A 20,094-nucleotide genomic window follows, 5' to 3' on the forward strand; every position below is an offset into this window, starting at 1 on the left:
CTTGCCCACCGGCCGGTGCCCCCTGCATCAGCCGCACGTCACCTTGATGCTGAAGTCCTTGGTGATCATTCCGGCCATCGGGTTCTTCATGTCGGCACCTTGCGCCTGGCCGGTGATGGTGTAGGTCTTGCCCTCCACCGCAACCTTGGCCGAGCCGACCTTGGCACCCATGTTGTCGGTGACAGACAATGCGTTGCCGTCCACCACAAGCGCCAGCGACTCGACTCGCGGAGTGGCCTCATCGGTCATCACCACCGCCAGTGCCTGCTGGCCGCCGGCGGAGCCACTACCGATGTCGATCTTGCCGCCCTGCTTGACGCAGGTCACCGAGGCCGGGTCCAGGCCAGGAAGATTCGTGCCGCCCACCTGGACCTGCGTTCCGCCACCGCCGGTGGAGACACTTGATGCCGGGCTGGCTGAGTGGCCGCCGCTGGAGCAGCCCACCAGCGCCGATGCGCAGCCAATGGTTCCAATCGCAGCCGCGATAACACGTTTCACTGGATTTCCTTCCATCATGCGCCGCCCTGGTGGCGCCGTCATGGGAGTAAGTACAGAACGCCCGGGTTGCTACCGATCCCAACTATTTGGCTCGACCGCCGTGGTGGTGGAGTGTGTGACTGTGATTGAGATTCAGGCCGTAGACGCCGTGCAAGTGCTCACCCTCTCGTCCGGGCGGGTCAACGCCCTCGATGTCGAGCTGCTGACCGAGTTGACCGATGCGCTGCGCGAACTGGGCTCCTCACACGGTGGCGCGCTGGTGCTCACCGGCGCCGGACGAGTGTTCTCTGCCGGGGTCGACCTGAACCGGGTGGTGCAGGGCGGGACCAGCTATACGGATCGGCTGATTCCAGCGTTATCGGACGCGTTTGACGCGATGTTCGGCTACCCGGGCCCTACCGTGGCCGCGATCAACGGTGCCGCCATCGCGGGCGGGTGTGTGCTGGCATGCGCCTGCGACCGTCGACTGATCGGCGCCGAAGCCGCGATCGGTGCCTCTGAGGTGCCCTTCTTGCGGCGGCGGCGCTGCTTGGGTTCTTTCACCTTGATCGGTTTGGGCGGTGGCGGTGGCAATTCCGCGACAAACGACAGGTAGAACGCGAAGAAGCCGAGTACCGCAATGGCGGCAGCGGCCCCGTAGATCCCGAACAGCCATTGCCCCACCGAGTCCAGGCTGAGCCAGATCTCGCTGATGGCGGTCCCGATGATCAGCACCCCGGCCAGCACGTGCGCCACGATCGACCATGTCCGAATCGATAGCGCCAGGGCAGGGGTGCCAAGTTCCGGCTTGCGGGTACGCAGCAGGGTGAACACCACCGGCAGCGCGGCCAGGCCGAACAGGGCGCCCGCGGTGATCCGGGGCCCGGTCCCCAGCGAGTGGGCGGTATCGCCCATCAATTCGGGCCAACGGGGCAGAACGAAGAAGAAGTAGAGGACGCCTGCGCCGATCGAAAACGACGCGTGCCACAGCATGGCAACCTTGCGCCCCATACCCCTCCTCGTACTGTGAGCCGGAGCCAGTCAAGCTGACCAGCCCACACTGTCCGCCCGCGCCTCGGCGCGGGCGCGACCATTGCGGAGGATGCGGGATTTGAACCCGCGAGGGCTATTAACCCAACCCGCGTTCCAGGCGAGCGCCATAGGCCACTAGGCGAATCCTCCGCCGATATGGTAGCCGCTGTCTCGGCGCCCGTGTTCCGCGGCCGCCGACGAATGTCTCCGCGGAGGTATTAGACTCGCGGCAGGACCCCGCGCGGCGTCTATCCTGTGAACTCCCCCAGGGCCGGAAGGCAGCAAGGGTCAATGGGCTCTGTCGGGTGCGCGGGGTCCCCCTTTGTCCGGGGCGGCCCACCAGGTGCCAACCAGCAAGAACTGGCCTGCAACCGCTCAAGACCTGCATGTTTGATCCACGGTTTTCGACGGTGAAAGGGTCGCATGGTCTCGTTCGATTCGCTCAGCCCTGAAGAGCTAGCCGCTTTGCATGTCCGCCACGAGCAGGACTACGCAAACCTGCGCGTTAAAGGCCTGTCCCTGGATCTCACCCGAGGCAAGCCGTCTTCTGAGCAGCTGGACCTGTCTAATCAACTGCTGAGCCTGTCCGGTGGCCAGGACTACCGCGACCCCGAGGGCCTCGACACCCGCAACTATGGCGGCCTGCATGGCCTGCCGGCGCTGCGCGCCATCTTCGGTGAGTTGCTCGGCATCCCGGTCCAGAACTTGATCGCGGGAAACAACTCCAGCCTGGAGCTGATGCACGACGTGACCGCGTTCTCCATGCTCTATGGCGGGGTCGACTCGCCCCGGCCTTGGGTAAAGGAGCCGGACGGCATCAAGTTCCTGTGCCCCGTTCCCGGCTATGACCGCCATTTCGCCATCACCGAAACGATGGGTGTGGAGATGATCCCCGTCCCGATGCTCGAGGACGGCCCCGACGTCGATCTGATCGAGGAACTGGTCGCCGTCGACCCCACGATCAAGGGCATGTGGACCGTACCGGTGTTCGGCAACCCCACCGGTGTCACGTATTCCTGGGAAACGGTGCGCCGGCTGGTGCAGATGCAGACGGCGGCACCGGACTTCCGCTTGTTCTGGGACAACGCCTACATGGTGCACACCCTCACGCCGGACTTCATCCGGCAGGTTGACGTGCTGGGGCTGGCGGCCAAGGCCGGCAATCCGCACCGGCCCTACGTTTTCGCATCCACGTCGAAGATCACCTTCGCCGGCGGCGGCGTCAGCTTCTTCGGCGGGTCGTTGGGCAACATCGCGTGGTATCTGCAGTACGCCGGAAAGAAGTCGATCGGTCCGGACAAGGTCAACCAGCTGCGGCACCTGCGGTTTTTCGGAGACGCCGACGGCGTACGCTTGCATATGCGCCGCCACCAGCAGATATTGGCGCCCAAGTTTGCGTTGGCGCTCGAGATCCTCGATCAGCGGCTCAGCGATTCCAAGATCGCGTCGTGGACCGAGCCCAAGGGCGGGTATTTCATCAGCCTCGATGTGATGCCGGGGACCGCGCGCCGCACCGTGGCGTTGGCCAAGGACGCCGGGATTGCCGTCACCGAGGCGGGCGCGTCGTTCCCGTATCGCAAGGATCCCGAGGACAAGAACATCCGGATCGCGCCGTCTTTCCCGTCGCTGCCCGATCTGAGCGATGCGGTCGATGGTCTGGCGACCTGTGCCTTGCTCGCCGGCACCGAGGCCTTGCTGGCCCGCCCGTAGTTCCCGCTCGGACCAGTGGATTCCGCAATAGTCCGCCAGCCTGAGTAGCCTGCTGACCGTGGCTCTCTACCGCAAATATCGTCCGGCGACCTTCGCGGAGGTGGTGGGGCAGGAGCATGTCACCGAACCGCTGTCGATCGCCCTGGAGGCCGGCCGGATCAACCATGCGTACCTGTTCTCCGGGCCGCGCGGCTGCGGCAAGACGTCGTCGGCGCGCATCCTGGCGCGGTCCTTGAACTGCGCGCAGGGCCCCACGGCCACGCCGTGTGGAACCTGCGAGTCCTGCCAGGCCTTGGCGCCCAGCGCGCCCGGCAGCATCGACGTGGTCGAGCTCGACGCGGCCAGTCACGGCGGTGTGGACGACACCCGGGAATTGCGGGATCGCGCGTTCTACGCGCCCGCGCAGTCGCGCTACCGCGTGTTCATCATCGACGAGGCGCACATGGTGACCACCGCCGGTTTCAACGCGCTGCTCAAGATCGTCGAAGAGCCCCCCGAACACCTCATCTTCATCTTCGCCACCACGGAACCGGAGAAGGTGCTGCCCACCATCCGGTCGCGCACCCACCACTACCCGTTCCGCCTGCTGCCGCCGCGCACCATGCGAGGTCTGATCGGGCGGATTTGTGAGCAGGAGGGCGTGGTCGTCGACGAGGCGGTGTATCCGCTGGTGACTCGCGCCGGCGGTGGTTCCCCGCGTGACACGCTTTCGGTGCTGGACCAGCTGGTGGCCGGGGCGCAGAGCAACCATGTGACCTACCAGCGAGCGCTGGGACTGCTGGGTGCCACCGACGTCGCGCTGATCGACGACGCCGTGGACGCGCTTGGCGCCGGGGATGCCGCGGCGCTGTTGGGGGCGGTCGAATCGGTGATCGACGCCGGGCACGATCCTCGTCGCTTCGCCACCGACCTGCTGGAGCGATTCCGCGATCTCATCGTGCTGCAAGCGGTTCCCGACGCCGTGTCTCGCGGGGTCGTGGACGGCCCCGAAGATGTGCTGGATCGGATGCGGGAGCAGGCGGCGCACCTCGGGTCGGCGACGCTGACTCGCTACGCCGAGGTCGTACAGGCCGGGCTGGGCGAGATGCGTGGCGCGACGGCACCCCGGCTGCTGCTGGAGGTGGTGTGTGCCCGGCTGCTGCTGCCCTCGGCCAGCGACGCCGAATCGGCGCTGTTGCAGCGCATCGAGCGGATCGAGACCCGGCTGGCCATGTCGATACCGGCCGGTGCGGGAGCCACCTCGGCCCCAGCGCCGGAAGCGCCGGCCGCGCCGCGGGCGACGACCTCCGCCCGGGCGGAGGCCAAAGAGATGGTCAGGCAAAGCATGCGCCGGCCGGCACCACCAGAGCCCAAGTCCGCGCCAGAGCCGCCGCCGGCTCCCGAACCCCGGCCGGCGCCCGAACCCCGGCGGGCGCCCGAACCCCGGCCGGCTCCGGTTCCCGAACCGGTCTCGGCTCCCGGGGAGCTCAATGCCGCCGCGGTTCGCAGCATGTGGCCGACCGTGCGCGAGAAGGTGCGCCAGCGCAGCCGCACCACCGAGGTGATGCTCGCCGCCGCCACCGTTCGTGCGCTCGAAGACAACACGCTGGTACTGACCCACGACTCGGCGCCGCTGGCCCGGCGGCTGTCCGAGCAGCGCAACGCCGACGTCATCGCCGAGGCGCTCAGAGATGCGTTGGGAGTCAACTGGCGGGTGCGCTGCGAGGTGGGCGCCGCGGAACCCGCCGCAACCCCGAAGCCGGCCAAGGCCGCGGCCCCGGCGGCGGATCCCGTTGCCGTCGATTCCGCCCGGCGTGGGGAAGAGGAAAGCCTGCTGGCCGAAGCCGGTCGCAGCGACCCGTCCGAGCCGCGCCGCGAACCCGAGGAAGTGGCGCTCGAACTGCTGCGCAATGAGCTGGGTGCCCGCCGCATCGACAACGCCTGACCTCGCGCGTTCCGTTGTGCCGCGCGACATCCGGGTGCTTGCGCGGCGTCAGACCGGTTCGTCCGGGCCGGTCGCGGCATGGGGTCGTGAATAAACGACCCGACTACGGAACACGATGTCCTGCAACGATCTTCGCTGCCGGTCGATCGCAACCCAGATCAACCCGACCGGGAACAGAACGCAGCCGATCGCCCGTAGCGTCGCGACCAGTGGGCGTAGGCTATGTGAGTGTCGTCCGGCGACTCGAAGCCCCATCATCACCGCGCCGGCGGTGCACCCCGAAACCGCCCAACAGCCGGTGAGGTATCCGACGGCGACCACAAAGGTGACCAGGGTGGAAAACACAACGTTGAGCGCCGGCAGGCTGAAGGACACCGGGGAGTAGACCAGCTTGACCAGGATCAGGCCGAGGTAGAGCGCACCCATGATCAGCAGAACGACCACCAGATCGATGACGGCTGCCAGCCCCCGGGTGACGATGCCGGCCGCACGCCCATCGGCGGGCGCCGGATCGGAGGAGATCACTGATCGTCCCGGTCACGCCCCAGAACCCGGTCAACGATCCTGGCGACGCGGTCATCGGCCCGTTCGCCTTGGCTGCGAACGTCGGTCATCACCTCGGCCGTTACCGAACTTGTCGACTCACGGATGATCCCGGGCAGGTCGACACCGTCGATCACCTTGTCCGCCAGGGTGATCAGATCGATCCGGTTGATCACTGCATCGATGTCGACCTCGGCGACCAGGGCGTCCAGATCAAGCCGTTCGCGAACCAGAGCGGTCAGGTCGATCTGGTCGAGTACCAGATCCACCAAATCGCCGGCCATCGGCAGCACCCGCGCCCTGAGCGGGTCCACATTCTGCGCGAGCCACCGGTCGCCTCGCTGCGACAGTTCGTCGATGCCTTGCCGCACCCATGACCCGACCAGCGGTAGTCGTTGCACGTTTCGGAATAGGCTCTGCCCCCATCCCAGCGCGATCGCCGTGGCGCCGACGCTGACGGAAACCACCGGGTTTCTGATCACGTCTACGCCTTTTTCGGCCGCCCGGGGCAAGCCATGGCTCATTTCCGGCGGCGTCGACGCAGCAGCAGGCCCACCAGGATGCCCAGCACAAACATGGCGCTCAGCAGCAGCCACATGGGCGACTCGACGGTGACCCACGGCAAGTGCATCTGCGGGCGCTCGCGGTTCTGTGCGATGAAGATCGCCGCCAGCACGACGAGGATCAGCGCGACCCAGTGCCGTACCGCGAACCTGCGGGCCCGGCTCCCTGTCGAAGTTGCGGCGGCATCGTCTGGCGACATAGCGATCTCCTCCTAGGCCGTCCACCACGGCCGTAGCGGCAGGTCATCTTCGCCCCAGGTGTCGACGTTGGCGGCGAGCACGTGATGCAGCTGCAGGTTGTTGCGCTCAAACGCCACTCGCGAGGCCGCCATGTACAGGCCCCATACCTTGGCGATGGGCAGTCCGACTTCGGCGACCGCCACGTCCCAGTGCTTGACGAGGTTGTGGCACCAGTCGCGAAGCGTCAGCGCGTAGTGCTGCCGCAGGTTCTCCTCGTGCAGCACCTCGAAGCCGACTTCCTGGATCTCGGTGATGATGCGGCCGGAGCCGGTCAGCTCCCCGTCCGGGAAGACGTAGCGGTCGGTGAACCCGCCGGCGAAGGATGTCGACTTGTTGTCGTGGCGGGTGATGCAGTGGTTGAGTAGCAGGCCGCCGGTGCGCAGCTTGGATTTGAGCAAGCCGAAATAGGCGGGATAGTTGCGGACGCCGATGTGCTCGGTCATTCCGATCGACGAGACGGCATCGAACCCGGTCTCCACCACGTCCCGGTAGTCGCAGTGGCGCACCTCGGCCAGCTGCGCCAACCCCTCGTCGGAGATCTTCTGTTGGGCCCACGTGGCCTGCTCGGCCGACAGCGTGGCGCCGATGACCCGGACCCCGTGGCGCGCGGCGTAGCGCACCATCCCGCCCCAGCCGCAGCCGACGTCGAGTAGGCGATCGCCCGGCCGCAGCCGCAGCTTCTCGAAGACCAGCCGGTACTTGTTCTCCTGAGCCTCTTCCAGGGTTGCCCGTTCGTTCGGATAGACCGCGCAGGTATAGGTCATCGACGGCCCGAGCACCCACTCGTAGAAGGTGTTCGAGACGTCGTAGTGGTGGTGGATGGCCTCGGCGTCGCGGGTCTTGCTGTGCAGGACGCCCTCGGCCATTCGGCGCCACCGCGGCGGCGTCTCCTGCGGCGGCGGCGCGATCGGCAACAGATGCTCCACCCCGATCGAGCGCACCACGTTGGCCAGCACCCGCGCTGACGGCCGTTTGAACTCGACCCGGTCGGTCAACGCTTTGAGCAGCTCATACGGATCGCCGGGATGCACACCGTGGGGCTGTAGGTCCCCCGATACGTAGGCCCGGGCGAGGCCGAGTTCCCCCGGCGCCGTCGCCAGGTAGGTGGTGCCGCGGGGGGAGGTGAGTTCCAACCCCATTTCCGCGTCGTTGCAACCGGCGGTGCTGCCGTCATACGCACTGAACTTCAGTGGCTGGCCGCCGGTCGCGGTGAAGATCGCCAGGACCTCGGCAATACTGAGTCTGCCGCCGTTGGCATTCGGGGGCTGGTTGGCTTCTTTCGTTGCAGTCATCGTCGTTGCACCGCCTTTGCGTAGAGATCGAGCAGACGCGAATCTGGATCGTAGGTTTTCTTCACCGTTTTGTACGACTCCCCGCCGTACAACTCATCGAACTCTTCTCGGGTGTAGTAGCTGTCGGAGTAGAGCGACTTGTGTCCGTTGAGCTCGCTCACCTTCGTCTCTATCTCCCGGTTGGTTGCCCCCTCGGTGGCGCCGGCCGGCACCGAGGACCAGAAGCCGACATTGACGTAGCTGTGGTCCGGCCGGATCGGATACAGCGGCCAGCCGTCATTGTCACGAAGCCGTAAGGGGCACAGCCAGATCGGTGCGATGGGTACCGTTTCCAAAAACCATGTCATGAAGTCCTGGGTGCGCTCGATGGGAACCTCGACATCCTGCACCACTCGCTCTCGCGGGGGGCGCCCGTGGCGCTTCTCGATCCGGTCGGCGATTCCGAAGCGCTGGTCGAGTTCCACCAGCTTCCAGTAGGCGCTGCTGCGCCGGTACCGCCGCGGCCACCAGCGCCGCAGCGTCGGGTTCTGCGCGCCGAACGCGCGTGAGCACCAGAACCAGTCGGTGTCCCAGCGCCAGAAGTAGTCGTGGGTGGTCAGGCGGTCCGCTTTGACGCCGCTCTCGTGCTGGATCGACCGGTAGTAGATGTCTTTTCCGGTGTAATCGCTGACTGGGCCCGGCGTTGCGGTCCGCACACCGACGCACAGGTAGCTTTCGTCGGCGCTGAAGACCACGCCGTCCAGGTAGTCCACCGCCATCCCGTCCAGGCCCCCGGTATCGACAATGCGCTCCATCGCCGCGACCAGTGCCCGCAACGAGTCGAATCGGATGTGCTGCAACGCCACAAAGGGCTTGACCGGCTCCAGCAGGATCTTGAGCCGAGTCGAATAGCCCAGCGTGCCATAGGAATTAGGGAAGGCTCGATACAGATCGGCGTGCCGGTCGGCCGATACCGTCAGCAATTCGCCCGCGCCGGTGAGGACGTCCATTTCGAGCACCGACTCGTGCGGCAGGCCATTGCGAAACGATGCCGACTCGATGCCCAAGCCGGTGACCGCGCCGCCGAGCGTAATGGTCTTCAACTGCGGAACCACCAGCGGCGACAGACCGTGCGGCAGCGTGGCTGCGACCAGGTCCTCATATGTGCACATGCCGGCCACGTCGGCGGTGCGGGCGTCGGGATCGATGCTGATCACACCGGTCAACCCGGAGGTGTCCAGACCCCGAACATCGCGTTTGGCGCGGGCGAGGAACAGGTTTGAAGTGGGTTTGGCCAACCGGACCGTTGCGGTCGTGGGAATGGATCGATAGCTAGCCAGCAATCGCTCTACGCCCGATGTGTGGGCGGACAGTCCAGATCCAGTACCAGGCACCACATATATCGTAGTCACCGACCACAGCCCCTGCATCCGTGTGTGGGCTGCACCGCGATTCATGACAGAGGAGTTGCGCCTGATGGGACAGGTGAGCGCAGCCAGCACGATCTTGATCAATGCTGAGCCTGCGGCCGCTCTTGCCGGAGTGGCCGATTATCAGAACGTTCGTCCGAAAATTCTTTCCCCGCAATACAGCGAGTACCAGGTGCTCGAAGGGGGGCAGGGACAGGGCACCGTCGCAAAGTGGCGACTGCAGGCGACCAAGTCGCGCGTCCGTGACGTGCAGGTCGGCGTGGATGTCGCAGGCCACACGGTGATCGAAAAGGATGCGAACTCATCCATGATCATCAACTGGACGGTGGCTCCGGCGGTGCCGGGCTGCAGCGTGACCGTCAAGGCCACCTGGAACGGCGCCGGCGGGGTCAAGGGCTTCTTCGAGAAGACGTTTGCCCCGCTGGGTTTGAAGAAGATCCAGGGTGAAGTGCTGGCCAACCTCAAGTCCGAGCTGGAAAGCTAGCGCGCCTGGCCCTGGCTGGCCAGAAAGCCCGCGACCCCGCGGACCAGCGCGTTGGCATACTTCTGCCGCCCTTCGGGGGACTCCATCAGCGCCGAGTCCGCGGGGTTCTTCATGTTGCCCAGCTCGACCAGGATCGACGGGTACTGGGCCAGGTTCAGCCCCGCCAGATCCGAACGCCCGTACAAGCCGTCCTGCCCGATGTAGTTGGCCGGCGGAATACCCGAGGCCCGCAACTGGTCGCGCATGACCCGCGCGAACTGCACCGAGGGACCGGCCTGGGCCGCGTTCAGCGGCGGGGACGAGTAGTTGACGTGAAAGCCGCGGCCGGTGGCCGGGCCGCCGTCGCCGTGCAGGCTGACGACCGCGTTGGGATGTAACGCGTTGGCCGTGTTGGCGCGTTCGTCGATGCACGGACCCAGCGCGTTGTCGTTGCCGCGGGAGAGCGCCGTTCGTACGCCCAGCGCGTTGAGCGCGGCGCGCAGTCGCAGGGCGGTGTCCCAGGTGAACGTGTGCTCCGGGTAACCGCTGTTGCTCGATGTCCCGCTGGCCTGGCAGTCCTTGGTGCCGCCCCGGCCGGTGGGGACCTGACGCCCGATCGATGCGTCGTTGGCGCCGTTGTGCCCAGGGTCGATGAAAACGACCATGCCGGCGATGTTGGAAGGGGCTGCGGCCGCCGTTGGGAGCAGGGGTGTCAACGCCGCTACGAGCATCCCGATGACCATGGCGATCCCGACACGCGGGCTGACTCCTACGTCCACTGCGCAACGGTAACGCCGCGCCGTCTAGGCTGATTGTTTCAAATCGCCATACAACCGCAGGCGAAACCAACTCGAGACCAAGATGCTAGGGGACTGTCATGCAACCCGGCGGCGACATGTCGGCACTGCTCGCTCAAGCACAGCAGATGCAGCAGAAGCTACTGGAAGCCCAGCAACAGCTGGCCAATTCCGAGGTACACGGTCAAGCCGGTGGCGGCTTGGTCCAGGTCGCTGTCAGGGGCAGCGGCGAACTGGTCGGGGTCACGATCGACCCCAAGGTGGTCGACCGTGACGACATAGAGACGCTGCAGGACCTGATCGTTGGTGCCATGCGCGATGCGTCTCAGCAGGTGACCAAGATGGCGCAGGAGCGCCTGGGTGCGCTGGCCGGCGCGATGCGCCCGCCCGGCGCGCCCGGTGCCCCAGGAGCGCCGGGAGCGCCGGGAATGCCGCCACGGCCGGGTGCGCCGGGAATGCCAGGTATGCCGGGTGCCCCGGGCGCACCGGGTATGCCAGGCATGCCGGGTGCCCCGGGGGTCTGACCGGCCCCGGCATGTTCGAGGGACCCGTTCAGGATCTGATCGACGAGCTCGGCAAGCTGCCGGGCATCGGCCCCAAGAGTGCCCAGCGCATCGCGTTTCACCTCTTGTCGGTTGAGCCGCCGGACATCGACCGGCTGACCGCCGTGCTGGCCAAGGTCCGGGACGGGGTGCGCTTCTGCGCTGTGTGCGGGAACGTCTCCGATGACGAGCGTTGCCGCATTTGCGCGGACCCGCGCCGGGACGGGGCCCTGGTCTGCGTCGTCGAAGAGCCCAAAGACATCCAGGCCGTCGAGCGAACCCGCGAATACCGCGGTCGCTATCACGTGCTGGGCGGGGCGCTCGATCCGCTTTCCGGGATCGGTCCCGAGCAGCTGCGAATCCGCGAGTTGCTGACTCGCATCGGTGATCGGGTCGACGGCGTCGATATCACCGAGGTGATCATCGCCACCGACCCCAATACCGAGGGCGAGGCGACGGCCACCTACCTGGTGCGGATGCTGCGCGACATCCCCGGCCTGACCGTCACCCGGATCGCGTCGGGGCTGCCGATGGGTGGTGACCTGGAGTTCGCCGACGAACTCACCCTGGGCCGCGCGTTGACCGGCCGCCGCGCGATGGTCTGAGTTCGGCGGGCGGCGCTAGCGCGCCGACAACCGCTCTCGGCGCAACAATTCCACTTCCGGTAGCTCCAGCGGCGCCAGCGCTCCGACCACCTTGCTCAGCAGCAGGTCGGCCAGCTCGGGGTTGCGGGCCAGACACGGCCCGTGCATGTAGGTCGCGACCACGCCGCCCTGGACGACGCCGTCAAAGCCATCGCCCGCCCGGTTGCCCGCACCCTTGACCACCGCACCCAACGGCGATGCCGCTGGGCCCAGAACGGTACCTCCGCGGTGATTTTCGAAACCCGTGAGCCGCTGGGTCAACCCGGGCAGCAATGGCTTGCTGATCAGCTCACCGATGGTGCGGGTCTGTTGCGGAGAGGTGGTCGCATCGAGCAGGCCGACACCGTCGACACGTTCGCCCGATGAGGTTTCATACCAATGCCCGAGTACCTGGACGGCCGCACAGATCGCCAGCACGGGTGCGCCCCGGCCGGCCGCGCGCTGCAGTCCCGGGTGCTGCAGCAGGTGCCGGGTGGCCAATCGCTGCGCGTAATCTTCCGCGCCGCCCAGCGTGTACAGGTCCAAGGAATCCGGTACCGGGTCGGAAAGGGTGATCTCGACGATCTCGGCGGGGATGGCCCGCAGGCGTAGCCGTTGGCGCAGCACGACGGCGTTGCCGCCGTCACCGTAGGTACCCATCACGTCGGGCAACACCAGGCCGATCCGGACCACAGAGTCAGCCATTGCGCGTCAACCTCCGCTGCAGCTGGAGGAACGCGGTGTAGTTGGCGACCACCTCCACCGGTCCCGGCGGGCAAGACTCGATGGCCGCCACGGTGTCGTGCACCAGGGTGTGCTGCACGCCCGCGTAACCCAGGCGCACCGCCAGGTCGGTGCCGCGCTCACCGGCGGCCACCACCGGGGTCGTTTTGAACGCCTCGGCGAAATGTTCGAAGCGCACATCCCACAGCCAGGACAGATCCTCGCCGTCGGGCACTTGTCCGTTGACGGAGATGACCACTCCGGCGGCACGTTCGTCCACCATCGACAGCGCTTCCTGCCAGCCGGCCGGGTTCTTGGCCAGAAGGATCCGTGCTTGGTGGCGGCCGAGAGCGAAGCTGCGGTAACGGCCGGCGACCTCGTCGACCTCGGCGACCGCGGCGACGGCCAACGCCGGATCCGCGCCCAACGCGACGGCGGCCGCGACCGCTTGGGTGGCGTTTCCCCGATTGACCGCGCCGGGCAGCGCCAGCCGCATCGGCAGCGCCAGTCCGTCCGGCCCGTACACGGCTTCGTCATCGAACCACCACTGTGGTCTGGGCCGTTTGAAGTCGGCGCCGGTGGAGTACCAGTGCCCGGGTTCGCGAACGATGACCTCGCCGCTGCGCGGGCAGCTCACCGAGTCGTTCGACCAGGAACCGCCGGCGGCCACCCACACCACGTTGGGGCTGTCGTAGGCCGCTGAGGCCATCAGGACGTCGTCACAGTTGGCCACCACCACCGCGTTCGGGTGGCGGGCCAGGCCGGCCCGCAGGGTGCGTTCGATCACGTTGATCTCGCCGACGCGGTCCAGCTGATCCCGGGACAAGTTCAGGAGCACCAGGCCCGCCGGCTCGACGGCGTCCGACACGTGCGGGACGTGCATCTCGTCGACTTCCAGCGCCGCGAGTCCGGCACGACGGTCGGCGGCCAGCGCGGCCACCAGGCCGGCGTCCATGTTGGCACCCTCGGCGTTGGTGGCGACGGCGCCAAGGGTGCTCAGGGCGGCCGCGGTCATCCGGGTGGTCGTCGATTTGCCGTTGGTGCCGGTGATGACGACGGTGCGCCGACCGCTCGCGAGCTGGCGCAACACCGAGCGGTCCAGGGTCATTGCGACCAGGCCGCCGATCATCGCACCGGCTCCGCGACCGGTGACTCGAGACGCCCAACGCGCGCTCGAACCTGCGGCGAGGGCTAGCCGGGCACGGGCGGTTATCACCCGGGCAGTTTAAGGGCGATCGCAACCTTGGCGCTGGGGGCCGAGTGGAGCGGGTCGTGGCCAAGTAACGGGCCGTCCCCAAGTTGAGGCCGACACGAGGCGCAACGACGCCGGTGATGTCGGCCCGACGTGCCATTCTCATCGTGTGAGCCAGAACTGGGGACGGCCGGCCAGCCACCCGGGTGAGGGTTGGGCCGTCGTCGATGTCGAGACCTCGGGATTTCGGCCGGGGCACGCCCGGGTCATCAGCGTCGCCGCGCTTGGGCTGGACGCAGCCGGCAATGTCGAGCATTCCGTGGTCAGCCTGCTCAATCCCGGGGTGGATCCGGGCCCAACCCACGTGCACGGTCTGACCGCGGCGATGCTCGAAGACCAGCCTCAGTTCGCCGACATTGTCGGTGATCTGACCGAGCTACTGCGCGGCCGCACGCTGGTGGCCCACAATGTCGCGTTCGACTACTCGTTTTTGGCCGCTGAGGCTGAACTGACAGATGCCGAGCTGCCGGTGGATTCCGTCATGTGCACGGTCGAGCTGGCCCGGCGGCTGGAACTCGGAATCGACAACCTCAGGCTGGAGACGCTGGCCGCACATTGGGGCGTGACCCAGGAACGGCCGCACGACGCTTTCGACGACGCACTGGTCTTGAGCGGGATCCTGGCACCGGCGCTGCAACGGGCCCGCGAACGCGACGTTTGGCTGCCGATTCATCCGGTCACCCGGCGCCGGTGGCCCAACGGCCGGGTGACCCACGACGAACTGCGCCCGCTCAAGGCGCTGGCCTCCCGGATGCCCTGCCCCTACCTCAACCCGGGCCGCTACGTCTGTGACCGGCCGCTGGTCCAGGGCATGCGGGTAGCGCTGGCCGCCGAGGTGGGCCGAACCCATGAGGAGCTCGTCGAACGGATCCTGCATGCCGGACTGGCCTACAGCGATGGCGTCGACCGGGAGACATCGCTGGTGGTGTGCAACGAAGACGCCCCTGATCAGGGCAAGGGCTACCACGCCCGGCAGCTGGGTGTGCCCGCGCTTACCGACACGCAGTTCATGGACCGGGTTGGCTGTGTGCTCGGCGGCACCAGTGCCGAGAAATTCACCGACCACACTCTGGTCGAAGAACAGTTCGCGCTCTTCTGAGGCCAACACTCTTGTGCCACTACGGACGTAGTGCTATGGTCGCGCCATGAGTACCACTGCATCCGTAGTAGACAAGTCGTCCCGGCAGAGCGCCTACCGCCGGCACGGCTATTTCTTCCGCCAGGCGGCCATGCTGACCATCTCGCTCGGGTTCGCATTGCACGTCTACCGGGTGATCTTCGGAGACGAACTCACCCTGAAGTACGTGGCGACCATGGCCACGGACCGAATCCTGCTGATCCCGATGACGTATGCGACCATCACCGGCATCCTGGTGTGGCCCCGGGTGCGGTTCGCCAATGGTCGGCATCGGGCCTTCTTCACCGCATCGATCGTCTACATCGCCGGTAGCGTGCCGCTGCACATCTACATGTCCTATGTGGTCCGGGATCTGTCCATCGTCAGCTGGTTTCCCATGTGGTTCAGCTACCTGCTGTTGATCGCGGTGTACCCGGCATTCCTGACGATGTTCTGGCGGTTGCGCTACAAAGACTGATGCCGCCGAATCCGCAACGCCGTGCCCAGATCCTCGACGCCGCGATCGACATCCTTGCCGACGTCGGTGTCGGGGGTCTTACGCATCGGCAGGTGGACGATCGCGCGGGTCTGCCCGCCGGCACCACATCGAACTACTTCCGCACGCGTCAGGCCTTGCTCGAAGCCACGGCATCGCGCACCGTCGATTTGCATTGGCAGCGAGTGCAGGTGCTGCGGTCCGCGGTCGGGTCGTTGTCCCGAGACGGCGTCAAAGCGTTGATGACGAAGATGCTCACCGACCCCGATGAACAGTTCCGCCGCAACACCCTGGCGAGGTTCGAGCTGTTCATGGAGGGCACGAGACGGCCAGAGCTGCAGCCGTTCCTGGTGGAGTTGCAGCGTGCCGCGGTGAAGTCGGCAACCCTGATCTTCGAGGCCGCGGGCTTTGCCCCGACGCCCGAGCAGATGGATCAGTTGAGCCGATTGCTCAACGGCTACGTCTTCAGCCACCTCACCCTGCCCGGCGACGACGACCCGGCCGCACTGGTCGACCGGCTGCTACCCGCGTACTTTGACGCCTAGCGCGACGCCCGGTTGATCGCCGACACGACGGCCCGCAGTGACGCGGTGGTGATCGACGGCGCGATGCCCACGCCCCACACCGTCTTGCCGGCCACGGAGGCCTCCACGTACGCCGCCGCCTGAGCGTCGTCGCCGGCGCTCATCGCGTGCTCGGAGTAGTCCAACACGGCCACGTCGAACCCGACGGTGCCCAGCGCGTGAACGAACGCGGCCAGCGGACCGTTGCCCGAGCCACTGATCTCGGTCTCTTTGCCGTCGATCTTGACGGTGGCGTCGATGCTGGTGGTGCCGCCATCTTCCTCGGCGGCAATGACGCGCTGTTTGATCCGCTCCAGCGGGCGCACCGGCGCCAGGTACTCCTCGGCGAACGCGTCCCACATCTCTTTGGGCGAGACCTCGCCCCCTTCGCCCGCGCTGCCCTCGGCGATCTCTTGGATCGCGCGCGAGAACTCGATCTGCAGCCGTCGTGGCAGGGCCAGGCCGTGGTCGGCCTTCATGATGTAGGCCACCCCACCCTTGCCGGACTGCGAGTTGACTCGGATCACCGCTTCGTAGGTGCGTCCGACGTCCTTGGGGTCGATGGGCAGGTAGGGCACCTGCCACAGCATGTCGTCCATGTCGGAATCGGCAGCGTCGGCATCGAACTTCATCGCGTCCAGGCCCTTGTTGATGGCGTCCTGGTGGCTGCCGGAGAACGCGGTGTAGACCAGGTCCCCGCCGTAGGGGTGACGTTCGGGCACCGGCAGCTGGTTGCAGTACTCCACGGTGCGCCGGATCTCGTCGATGTTGGAGAAATCGATCTGCGGGTCCACGCCGCGGGAGAACAGGTTCAGCCCCAGGGTCACCAGACACACGTTGCCGGTGCGCTCGCCGTTGCCGAACAGGCAGCCCTCGATCCGGTCGGCGCCTGCGGCGAAGCCCAATTCGGCTGCGGCGACGGCGGTTCCGCGATCGTTGTGGGGATGCAGGCTCAGAATGACCGACTCCCGGTTGGCCAGGTTGCGGCTCATCCACTCGATCGAGTCGGCGTAGACGTTCGGGGTGGCCATCTCCACGGTGGCGGGCAGATTGAAGATGATCGGGTTTTCCGGGGTGGGCTGGATGACTTCGGCCACCGCGTCGCACACCTGTTTGGCGTATTCCAGCTCGGTGCCCGTGTAGGACTCCGGTGAGTACTCGAAGCGCCACTGGGTGTCGGGGTATTTGGCCGCTTCCTCGACGCATCTGCGGGCGCCCTCGGTCGCGATCGCTTCTACCGCGGCCCGGTCGGCGCGGAACACCACGCGGCGCTGCAGGATCGACGTCGAGTTGTAGAAGTGCACGATCACCTTCGACGCCCCAGCGCACGTCTCGAACGTGCGCTCGATCAGCTCGGGGCGGCACTGAGTCAGCACCTGGATGGTGACGTCGTCGGGAATGGCGCCTTCGGTGATGATCTCGCGGACGAAGTCGAAGTCGGTCTGGCTGGCCGAGGGAAAGCCGACCTCGATCTCCTTGTAACCCATCCGAACTAGCAGGTCGAACATGCGCCGCTTGCGGGCCGGGCTCATCGGATCGATCAGTGCCTGGTTGCCGTCACGCAGGTCCACCGCGCACCACAGGGGGGCGCGGTCGATGACGCGGTCGGGCCAGGTGCGGTCGGTAACCCGGATGTGTTCGACTTCCTCGGCGAACGGCCGGTAACGGTTGACCGGCATCGAGGAGGCTCGCTGGGGGTTCCAGACGGGTTGGCCCGGCGACGGTGGGCCAGCGGGTTTGACGATGGTGCGCGCCGAGGTGAAGGCGTCGGGACCAGGGGCTTGCGAAGAGTTTGTCACGGTAGTTGCTCCGGGGGTGGCGAGAAGGAACTTCAGACCGGCGCATCGCGAACACCCGCGACGGGAAGCCGGTCTGGATCAGGCCCCGTCGCGGCGTCCGAGGAGGAGCACCCGCTGCACGCAAAGAACTCTACCGCGATCGGTGCCTCGGACAAAAAGGCCCAAGGGCAAACCACCGTTGGGCCGTCCGGGTCCGGCGCAAAGCGGCGATCGGCAACCCGGACCGCGACCCGGACGGTGAACCGGACCGCAAACCGGACGGCAAACCGGACGGGAATGTCGTCGCTGTCGATCGCGGACCTTGGCTCCCGCCGTCGACTGAATGCGTTTCCGCGCTGAGGATTCCGAAGGCTAATGGAGCCCGGGTGTGCTCGGTGAAAACATCAATACCGTTGTGGCTTAACGGAAAACTTGTCGGGGTGGCCTAGCTCCGCGGCGGTCGCCGCCATAAATGAGAAAGGCTTTTCTGTCAATTCCCTGGCATTAATACTCGGCAACTTTCAAGCATTCGAGAGTAGAGTGCGCTGCCGCACAGCAGTGCCCTGCATGAAAGTGGAATCACACCAGGTTAGGTGGGTTATTTGACGTACGCTTAACGCGATCGGCCGCCAGAGAAGCGGACATGGGCTTCTCGGACTTGATCATCCGCTATCGCACCTTCACTTCTCAGCTAGGGGTATCGCTCATGCAGCTTGGCGCGACATTATCGTCGACCGATAATGCCAATGGAATTCAGCTAGCCAAATTCAACTCCGATGATGTGCTGCCAATGAATTTCGCGCCTCCGATCGGTCCGGAACTGGTATCGCCTGAAGAACTTCCCGCCGCCTGGGCGTACAAGCGCTTCCGTGATCTGGAGGAGAAAGAGTCCTACCGCAGCACGCTATTGGCGGAGCTCACCAAAGCCTTCGAGATTCTGAGCCCGCAGGACGCCGCCACCGCAACCGCAGGGCTGCAGGACCTCTTGGGGCAAATGGCAGAGCAGGGCGCGGTAGTCCTCGCCGACATCGTCGAATCGGACGCCTTCCTGGAATTGGTTGCGCGCTACGACGAAATCATGGCGCAGGAGGGCAGCGGTAGCTTCATCCACCGCTTCGTGGACCTGCGGCGAACCGTAGGGCTTCTGACCGATCCTGAGGTCAACAACCCGATGGTGCACCCGTTGATGATCACGCTCATCTCCTACGCGGTCGGCGGTCCGATCTGGATGGTTGATGAACGTGCCAAGGACGCGGAGCCGTTGTCCGTCCTGGCGCAGGACAACATGCTGCACATCGACAACACGCCGTTCAATGACGAGTACAAGATCATCGTCACCTGGCGCCGCGGAACTGCCAAGGGGCCGGCCGGGCAGAACTTCACCTTCCTGCCTGGCACCCATCAACTCGCCCGCACCTGCTTTGTCAACGAGGCCGGGGAACCGTGGTCCAGCGAAAATGCGTCGATCTTCACCACCACCGAGAGGATCAGGCGGGTATTCGACGCGCAGATGCAGTTGCGGGACCAAGACCGCCCGGTCGTCATCGAGGTCAGTGATTCCGAACGGCCGCTGAGCACCGTGTTCGCCGCCGGTTCCCTGGTGCACCACCGGTTCCGCACCGCCTCCGGAAATGCGCGCAGCTGCATCATCATGGCCTTCCACCGCGTGGCCGATAACCCCGGCCGTCTGGTCAGCGACGTCGAGGACACGCCCAGTGCCTCGCTGAGCGAACTGTTGACCAGCGGTGTCCCCGATGAGTCCTACCAGCAGCGCTTCATTACCACCCTGTGCGCTGCAGCCGGCCAAATCGCCGAACTGCTCGCCAAGTGGAAGAGCACACCAGAGCGTCCGGTGCCGCTGCCGCTGCAGGAAAGGCAGATCGATGGTCGGCGGTTCGAGGAGTGGATTTCCGCATCCACCGAGGCTCCGCCTGTCCAGGAGATCCGCAACCGCGAACAGCCCATCCCCTACGGTGAGGTGTTGTCATCGGAGGAATTCTTCGATCTGGTGTGGCGACTGATGCGCTTTGACAAGCATGGTCCGCTGGATCTGGTTCTGTACCACGACAACCGCGAGGAACCGCGCAAGTGGGCGCGAAACCTGATTCGTGAGATGTCGGCGGACCGGTTGCGCGAGCGGTTGTCGGGCTGGAGTGCCGATCTCGGACACCACCGTCCGGCCGACTGCCTGCGCCCGCTCCAGGTGCACGCCTTGGTCTCCGAGGTGCTGCGGACGCTACCGCTGGATGGAAACCAGACCCCTCCGGCCGACTGGGACAACGACATGCTGGGAATGAGCCTGGCCGCCGCCGCGCGCTCGGTGCGACAGCTCCTCGAGGACATTGCCGAGGCCGTGCTGCGGTGCGAGGACATGCCGGCCTACCTCTCGACCAGCCTGTTCGCGTTCTGGATCGTGGACTCCGCCTACAGTTTGGACGGTCGGCGCAACCTGGTGGTCCAGGACTGCACTCGTCGTCTGCTGCGGCACTACGTCATGCTGGCGCTGACCGCGATGCCCGAGGCTCCGGTTGCCTGATCCCCGCTAGAGGA

The 20,094-nt window shown here is 66.2% G+C and carries 20 protein-coding genes, 1 tRNA gene, 1 other RNA gene and 1 pseudogene; 11 read left to right on the forward strand and 12 right to left on the reverse strand.

Going from position 1 to position 20,094, the window contains the following annotated elements:
- Window positions 1-27: 27 nt before the first annotated feature.
- Window positions 28-465 (reverse strand): lipoprotein LpqH, encoded by a 438-nt coding sequence (locus tag MPSD_RS01115; RefSeq protein WP_081435807.1) that lies wholly within the window; start codon window positions 463-465, stop codon window positions 28-30.
- Window positions 466-538: 73 nt separating this feature from the next.
- On the opposite strand from MPSD_RS01115, the gene MPSD_RS01120 reads away from it, so the two are divergent.
- Entirely contained in the window at window positions 539-1,093 is a 555-nt protein-coding gene (locus MPSD_RS01120; RefSeq protein ID WP_232022720.1) for an enoyl-CoA hydratase/isomerase family protein, read from the forward strand.
- On the opposite strand, the pseudogene lucA reads toward MPSD_RS01120, so the two are convergent.
- Both lucA and MPSD_RS01130 read right to left on the reverse strand, forming a co-directional pair.
- A pseudogene (gene lucA, locus MPSD_RS01125) lies at window positions 999-1,488 on the reverse strand (lipid uptake coordinator LucA); the annotation flags it as partial. The gene MPSD_RS01120 and the pseudogene lucA overlap by 95 nt on opposite strands.
- Window positions 1,489-1,573: 85 nt before the next feature.
- Window positions 1,574-1,659: transfer RNA gene (locus tag MPSD_RS01130), tRNA-Ser, on the reverse strand.
- 78 nt (window positions 1,660-1,737) lie between these two features.
- On the opposite strand from MPSD_RS01130, the gene ffs reads away from it, so the two are divergent.
- The 3 genes from ffs (at window position 1,738) to MPSD_RS01145 (ending at window position 5,143) form a co-directional block, all read left to right on the forward strand.
- Window positions 1,738-1,834: signal recognition particle sRNA small type (ffs, locus tag MPSD_RS01135), an RNA gene on the forward strand.
- Between the two features lie 98 nt (window positions 1,835-1,932).
- The gene (locus MPSD_RS01140; RefSeq protein WP_020785293.1) at window positions 1,933-3,219 is read left to right on the forward strand and encodes an aspartate aminotransferase type Ic; all 1,287 of its coding nucleotides are present in this window, start codon (window positions 1,933-1,935) and stop codon (window positions 3,217-3,219) included.
- Between the two features lie 58 nt (window positions 3,220-3,277).
- On the forward strand, window positions 3,278-5,143 hold the full coding sequence (locus tag MPSD_RS01145; protein WP_119571692.1) for a DNA polymerase III subunits gamma/tau: 1,866 nt from the start codon (window positions 3,278-3,280) through the stop codon (window positions 5,141-5,143).
- A 48-nt stretch (window positions 5,144-5,191) separates the two neighbouring features.
- Here the strand turns inward: MPSD_RS01145 and MPSD_RS01150 are convergent, their stop codons facing one another.
- Genes MPSD_RS01150 through MPSD_RS01170 form a run of 5 tightly spaced genes read right to left on the reverse strand, consistent with a single transcriptional unit; the run spans window position 5,192 to window position 9,157 of the window.
- Window positions 5,192-5,668 carry an RDD family protein gene (locus MPSD_RS01150; RefSeq protein WP_086085087.1) on the reverse strand — a complete coding sequence of 159 codons (477 nt, stop codon included), beginning with the start codon at window positions 5,666-5,668 and terminating at the stop codon, window positions 5,192-5,194.
- Window positions 5,665-6,210 (reverse strand): hypothetical protein, encoded by a 546-nt coding sequence (locus tag MPSD_RS01155; protein ID WP_172900612.1) that lies wholly within the window; start codon window positions 6,208-6,210, stop codon window positions 5,665-5,667. Before MPSD_RS01155 ends, MPSD_RS01150 begins: the two co-directional genes overlap by 4 nt.
- On the reverse strand, window positions 6,207-6,449 hold the full coding sequence (locus tag MPSD_RS01160) for an LPXTG cell wall anchor domain-containing protein (protein WP_020785290.1): 243 nt from the start codon (window positions 6,447-6,449) through the stop codon (window positions 6,207-6,209). Before MPSD_RS01160 ends, MPSD_RS01155 begins: the two co-directional genes overlap by 4 nt.
- A 12-nt stretch (window positions 6,450-6,461) precedes the next feature.
- A complete protein-coding gene (locus tag MPSD_RS01165; RefSeq protein ID WP_015357554.1) occupies window positions 6,462-7,781 on the reverse strand; it encodes a class I SAM-dependent methyltransferase in 1,320 nt (439 codons plus the stop codon).
- Window positions 7,778-9,157 carry an FAD-binding oxidoreductase gene (locus MPSD_RS01170; RefSeq protein ID WP_232022850.1) on the reverse strand — a complete coding sequence of 460 codons (1,380 nt, stop codon included), beginning with the start codon at window positions 9,155-9,157 and terminating at the stop codon, window positions 7,778-7,780. The genes MPSD_RS01165 and MPSD_RS01170 overlap by 4 nt, the downstream gene beginning before the upstream one ends.
- Window positions 9,158-9,236: 79 nt before the next feature.
- Here MPSD_RS01170 and MPSD_RS01175 point away from each other — a divergent pair, with 79 nt between their 5' ends.
- Window positions 9,237-9,674 (forward strand): SRPBCC family protein, encoded by a 438-nt coding sequence (locus tag MPSD_RS01175; RefSeq protein ID WP_015357552.1) that lies wholly within the window; start codon window positions 9,237-9,239, stop codon window positions 9,672-9,674.
- On the opposite strand, the gene MPSD_RS01180 is transcribed toward MPSD_RS01175, so the two are convergent.
- Window positions 9,671-10,432, reverse strand: a complete 762-nt coding sequence (locus tag MPSD_RS01180; protein ID WP_020785288.1) for an Rv3717 family N-acetylmuramoyl-L-alanine amidase — start codon at window positions 10,430-10,432, stop codon at window positions 9,671-9,673. The two genes, MPSD_RS01175 and MPSD_RS01180, sit on opposite strands and share 4 nt — an antisense overlap.
- A 98-nt stretch (window positions 10,433-10,530) precedes the next feature.
- On the opposite strand from MPSD_RS01180, the gene MPSD_RS01185 reads away from it, so the two are divergent.
- Complete coding sequence (locus MPSD_RS01185) at window positions 10,531-10,974, forward strand: YbaB/EbfC family nucleoid-associated protein (protein ID WP_011741924.1); 444 nt, start codon at window positions 10,531-10,533, stop codon at window positions 10,972-10,974.
- Window positions 10,975-10,985: 11 nt separating this feature from the next.
- A complete protein-coding gene (gene recR, locus MPSD_RS01190) occupies window positions 10,986-11,597 on the forward strand; it encodes a recombination mediator RecR (RefSeq protein WP_015357550.1) in 612 nt (203 codons plus the stop codon).
- 15 nt (window positions 11,598-11,612) lie between these two features.
- On the opposite strand, the gene MPSD_RS01195 is transcribed toward recR, so the two are convergent.
- A complete protein-coding gene (locus MPSD_RS01195; protein WP_086085092.1) occupies window positions 11,613-12,308 on the reverse strand; it encodes a type 1 glutamine amidotransferase in 696 nt (231 codons plus the stop codon).
- 4 nt (window positions 12,309-12,312) lie between these two features.
- The gene (locus MPSD_RS01200; protein ID WP_086085088.1) at window positions 12,313-13,554 is read right to left on the reverse strand and encodes a Mur ligase family protein; all 1,242 of its coding nucleotides are present in this window, start codon (window positions 13,552-13,554) and stop codon (window positions 12,313-12,315) included.
- A gap of 145 nt (window positions 13,555-13,699) precedes the next feature.
- Between MPSD_RS01200 and MPSD_RS01205 the strand changes: the two genes are divergently transcribed.
- The 3 genes from MPSD_RS01205 to MPSD_RS01215 are packed head-to-tail and all read left to right on the forward strand — an operon-like array spanning window position 13,700 to window position 15,748.
- Entirely contained in the window at window positions 13,700-14,689 is a 990-nt protein-coding gene (locus tag MPSD_RS01205; RefSeq protein WP_086085089.1) for a DEDDh family exonuclease, read from the forward strand.
- Window positions 14,690-14,735: 46 nt separating this feature from the next.
- The gene (locus tag MPSD_RS01210; protein ID WP_020785284.1) at window positions 14,736-15,185 is read left to right on the forward strand and encodes a hypothetical protein; all 450 of its coding nucleotides are present in this window, start codon (window positions 14,736-14,738) and stop codon (window positions 15,183-15,185) included.
- A complete protein-coding gene (locus tag MPSD_RS01215) occupies window positions 15,185-15,748 on the forward strand; it encodes a TetR/AcrR family transcriptional regulator (RefSeq protein ID WP_012396738.1) in 564 nt (187 codons plus the stop codon). Before MPSD_RS01210 ends, MPSD_RS01215 begins: the two co-directional genes overlap by 1 nt.
- Here the strand turns inward: MPSD_RS01215 and leuA are convergent.
- Window positions 15,745-17,565: a 2-isopropylmalate synthase gene (leuA, locus tag MPSD_RS01220; RefSeq protein WP_020785283.1), complete on the reverse strand. Its 1,821-nt coding sequence runs from the start codon at window positions 17,563-17,565 to the stop codon at window positions 15,745-15,747. The two genes, MPSD_RS01215 and leuA, sit on opposite strands and share 4 nt — an antisense overlap.
- Window positions 17,566-18,250: 685 nt before the next feature.
- Between leuA and MPSD_RS01225 the strand changes: the two genes are divergently transcribed.
- Entirely contained in the window at window positions 18,251-20,080 is a 1,830-nt protein-coding gene (locus MPSD_RS01225) for a hypothetical protein (protein WP_086085093.1), read from the forward strand.
- Window positions 20,081-20,094: the final 14 nt, after the last annotated feature.

It is taken from the genome of Mycobacterium pseudoshottsii JCM 15466, from assembly GCF_003584745.1.
Classification (GTDB): Bacteria; Actinomycetota; Actinomycetes; order Mycobacteriales; family Mycobacteriaceae; genus Mycobacterium; species Mycobacterium marinum.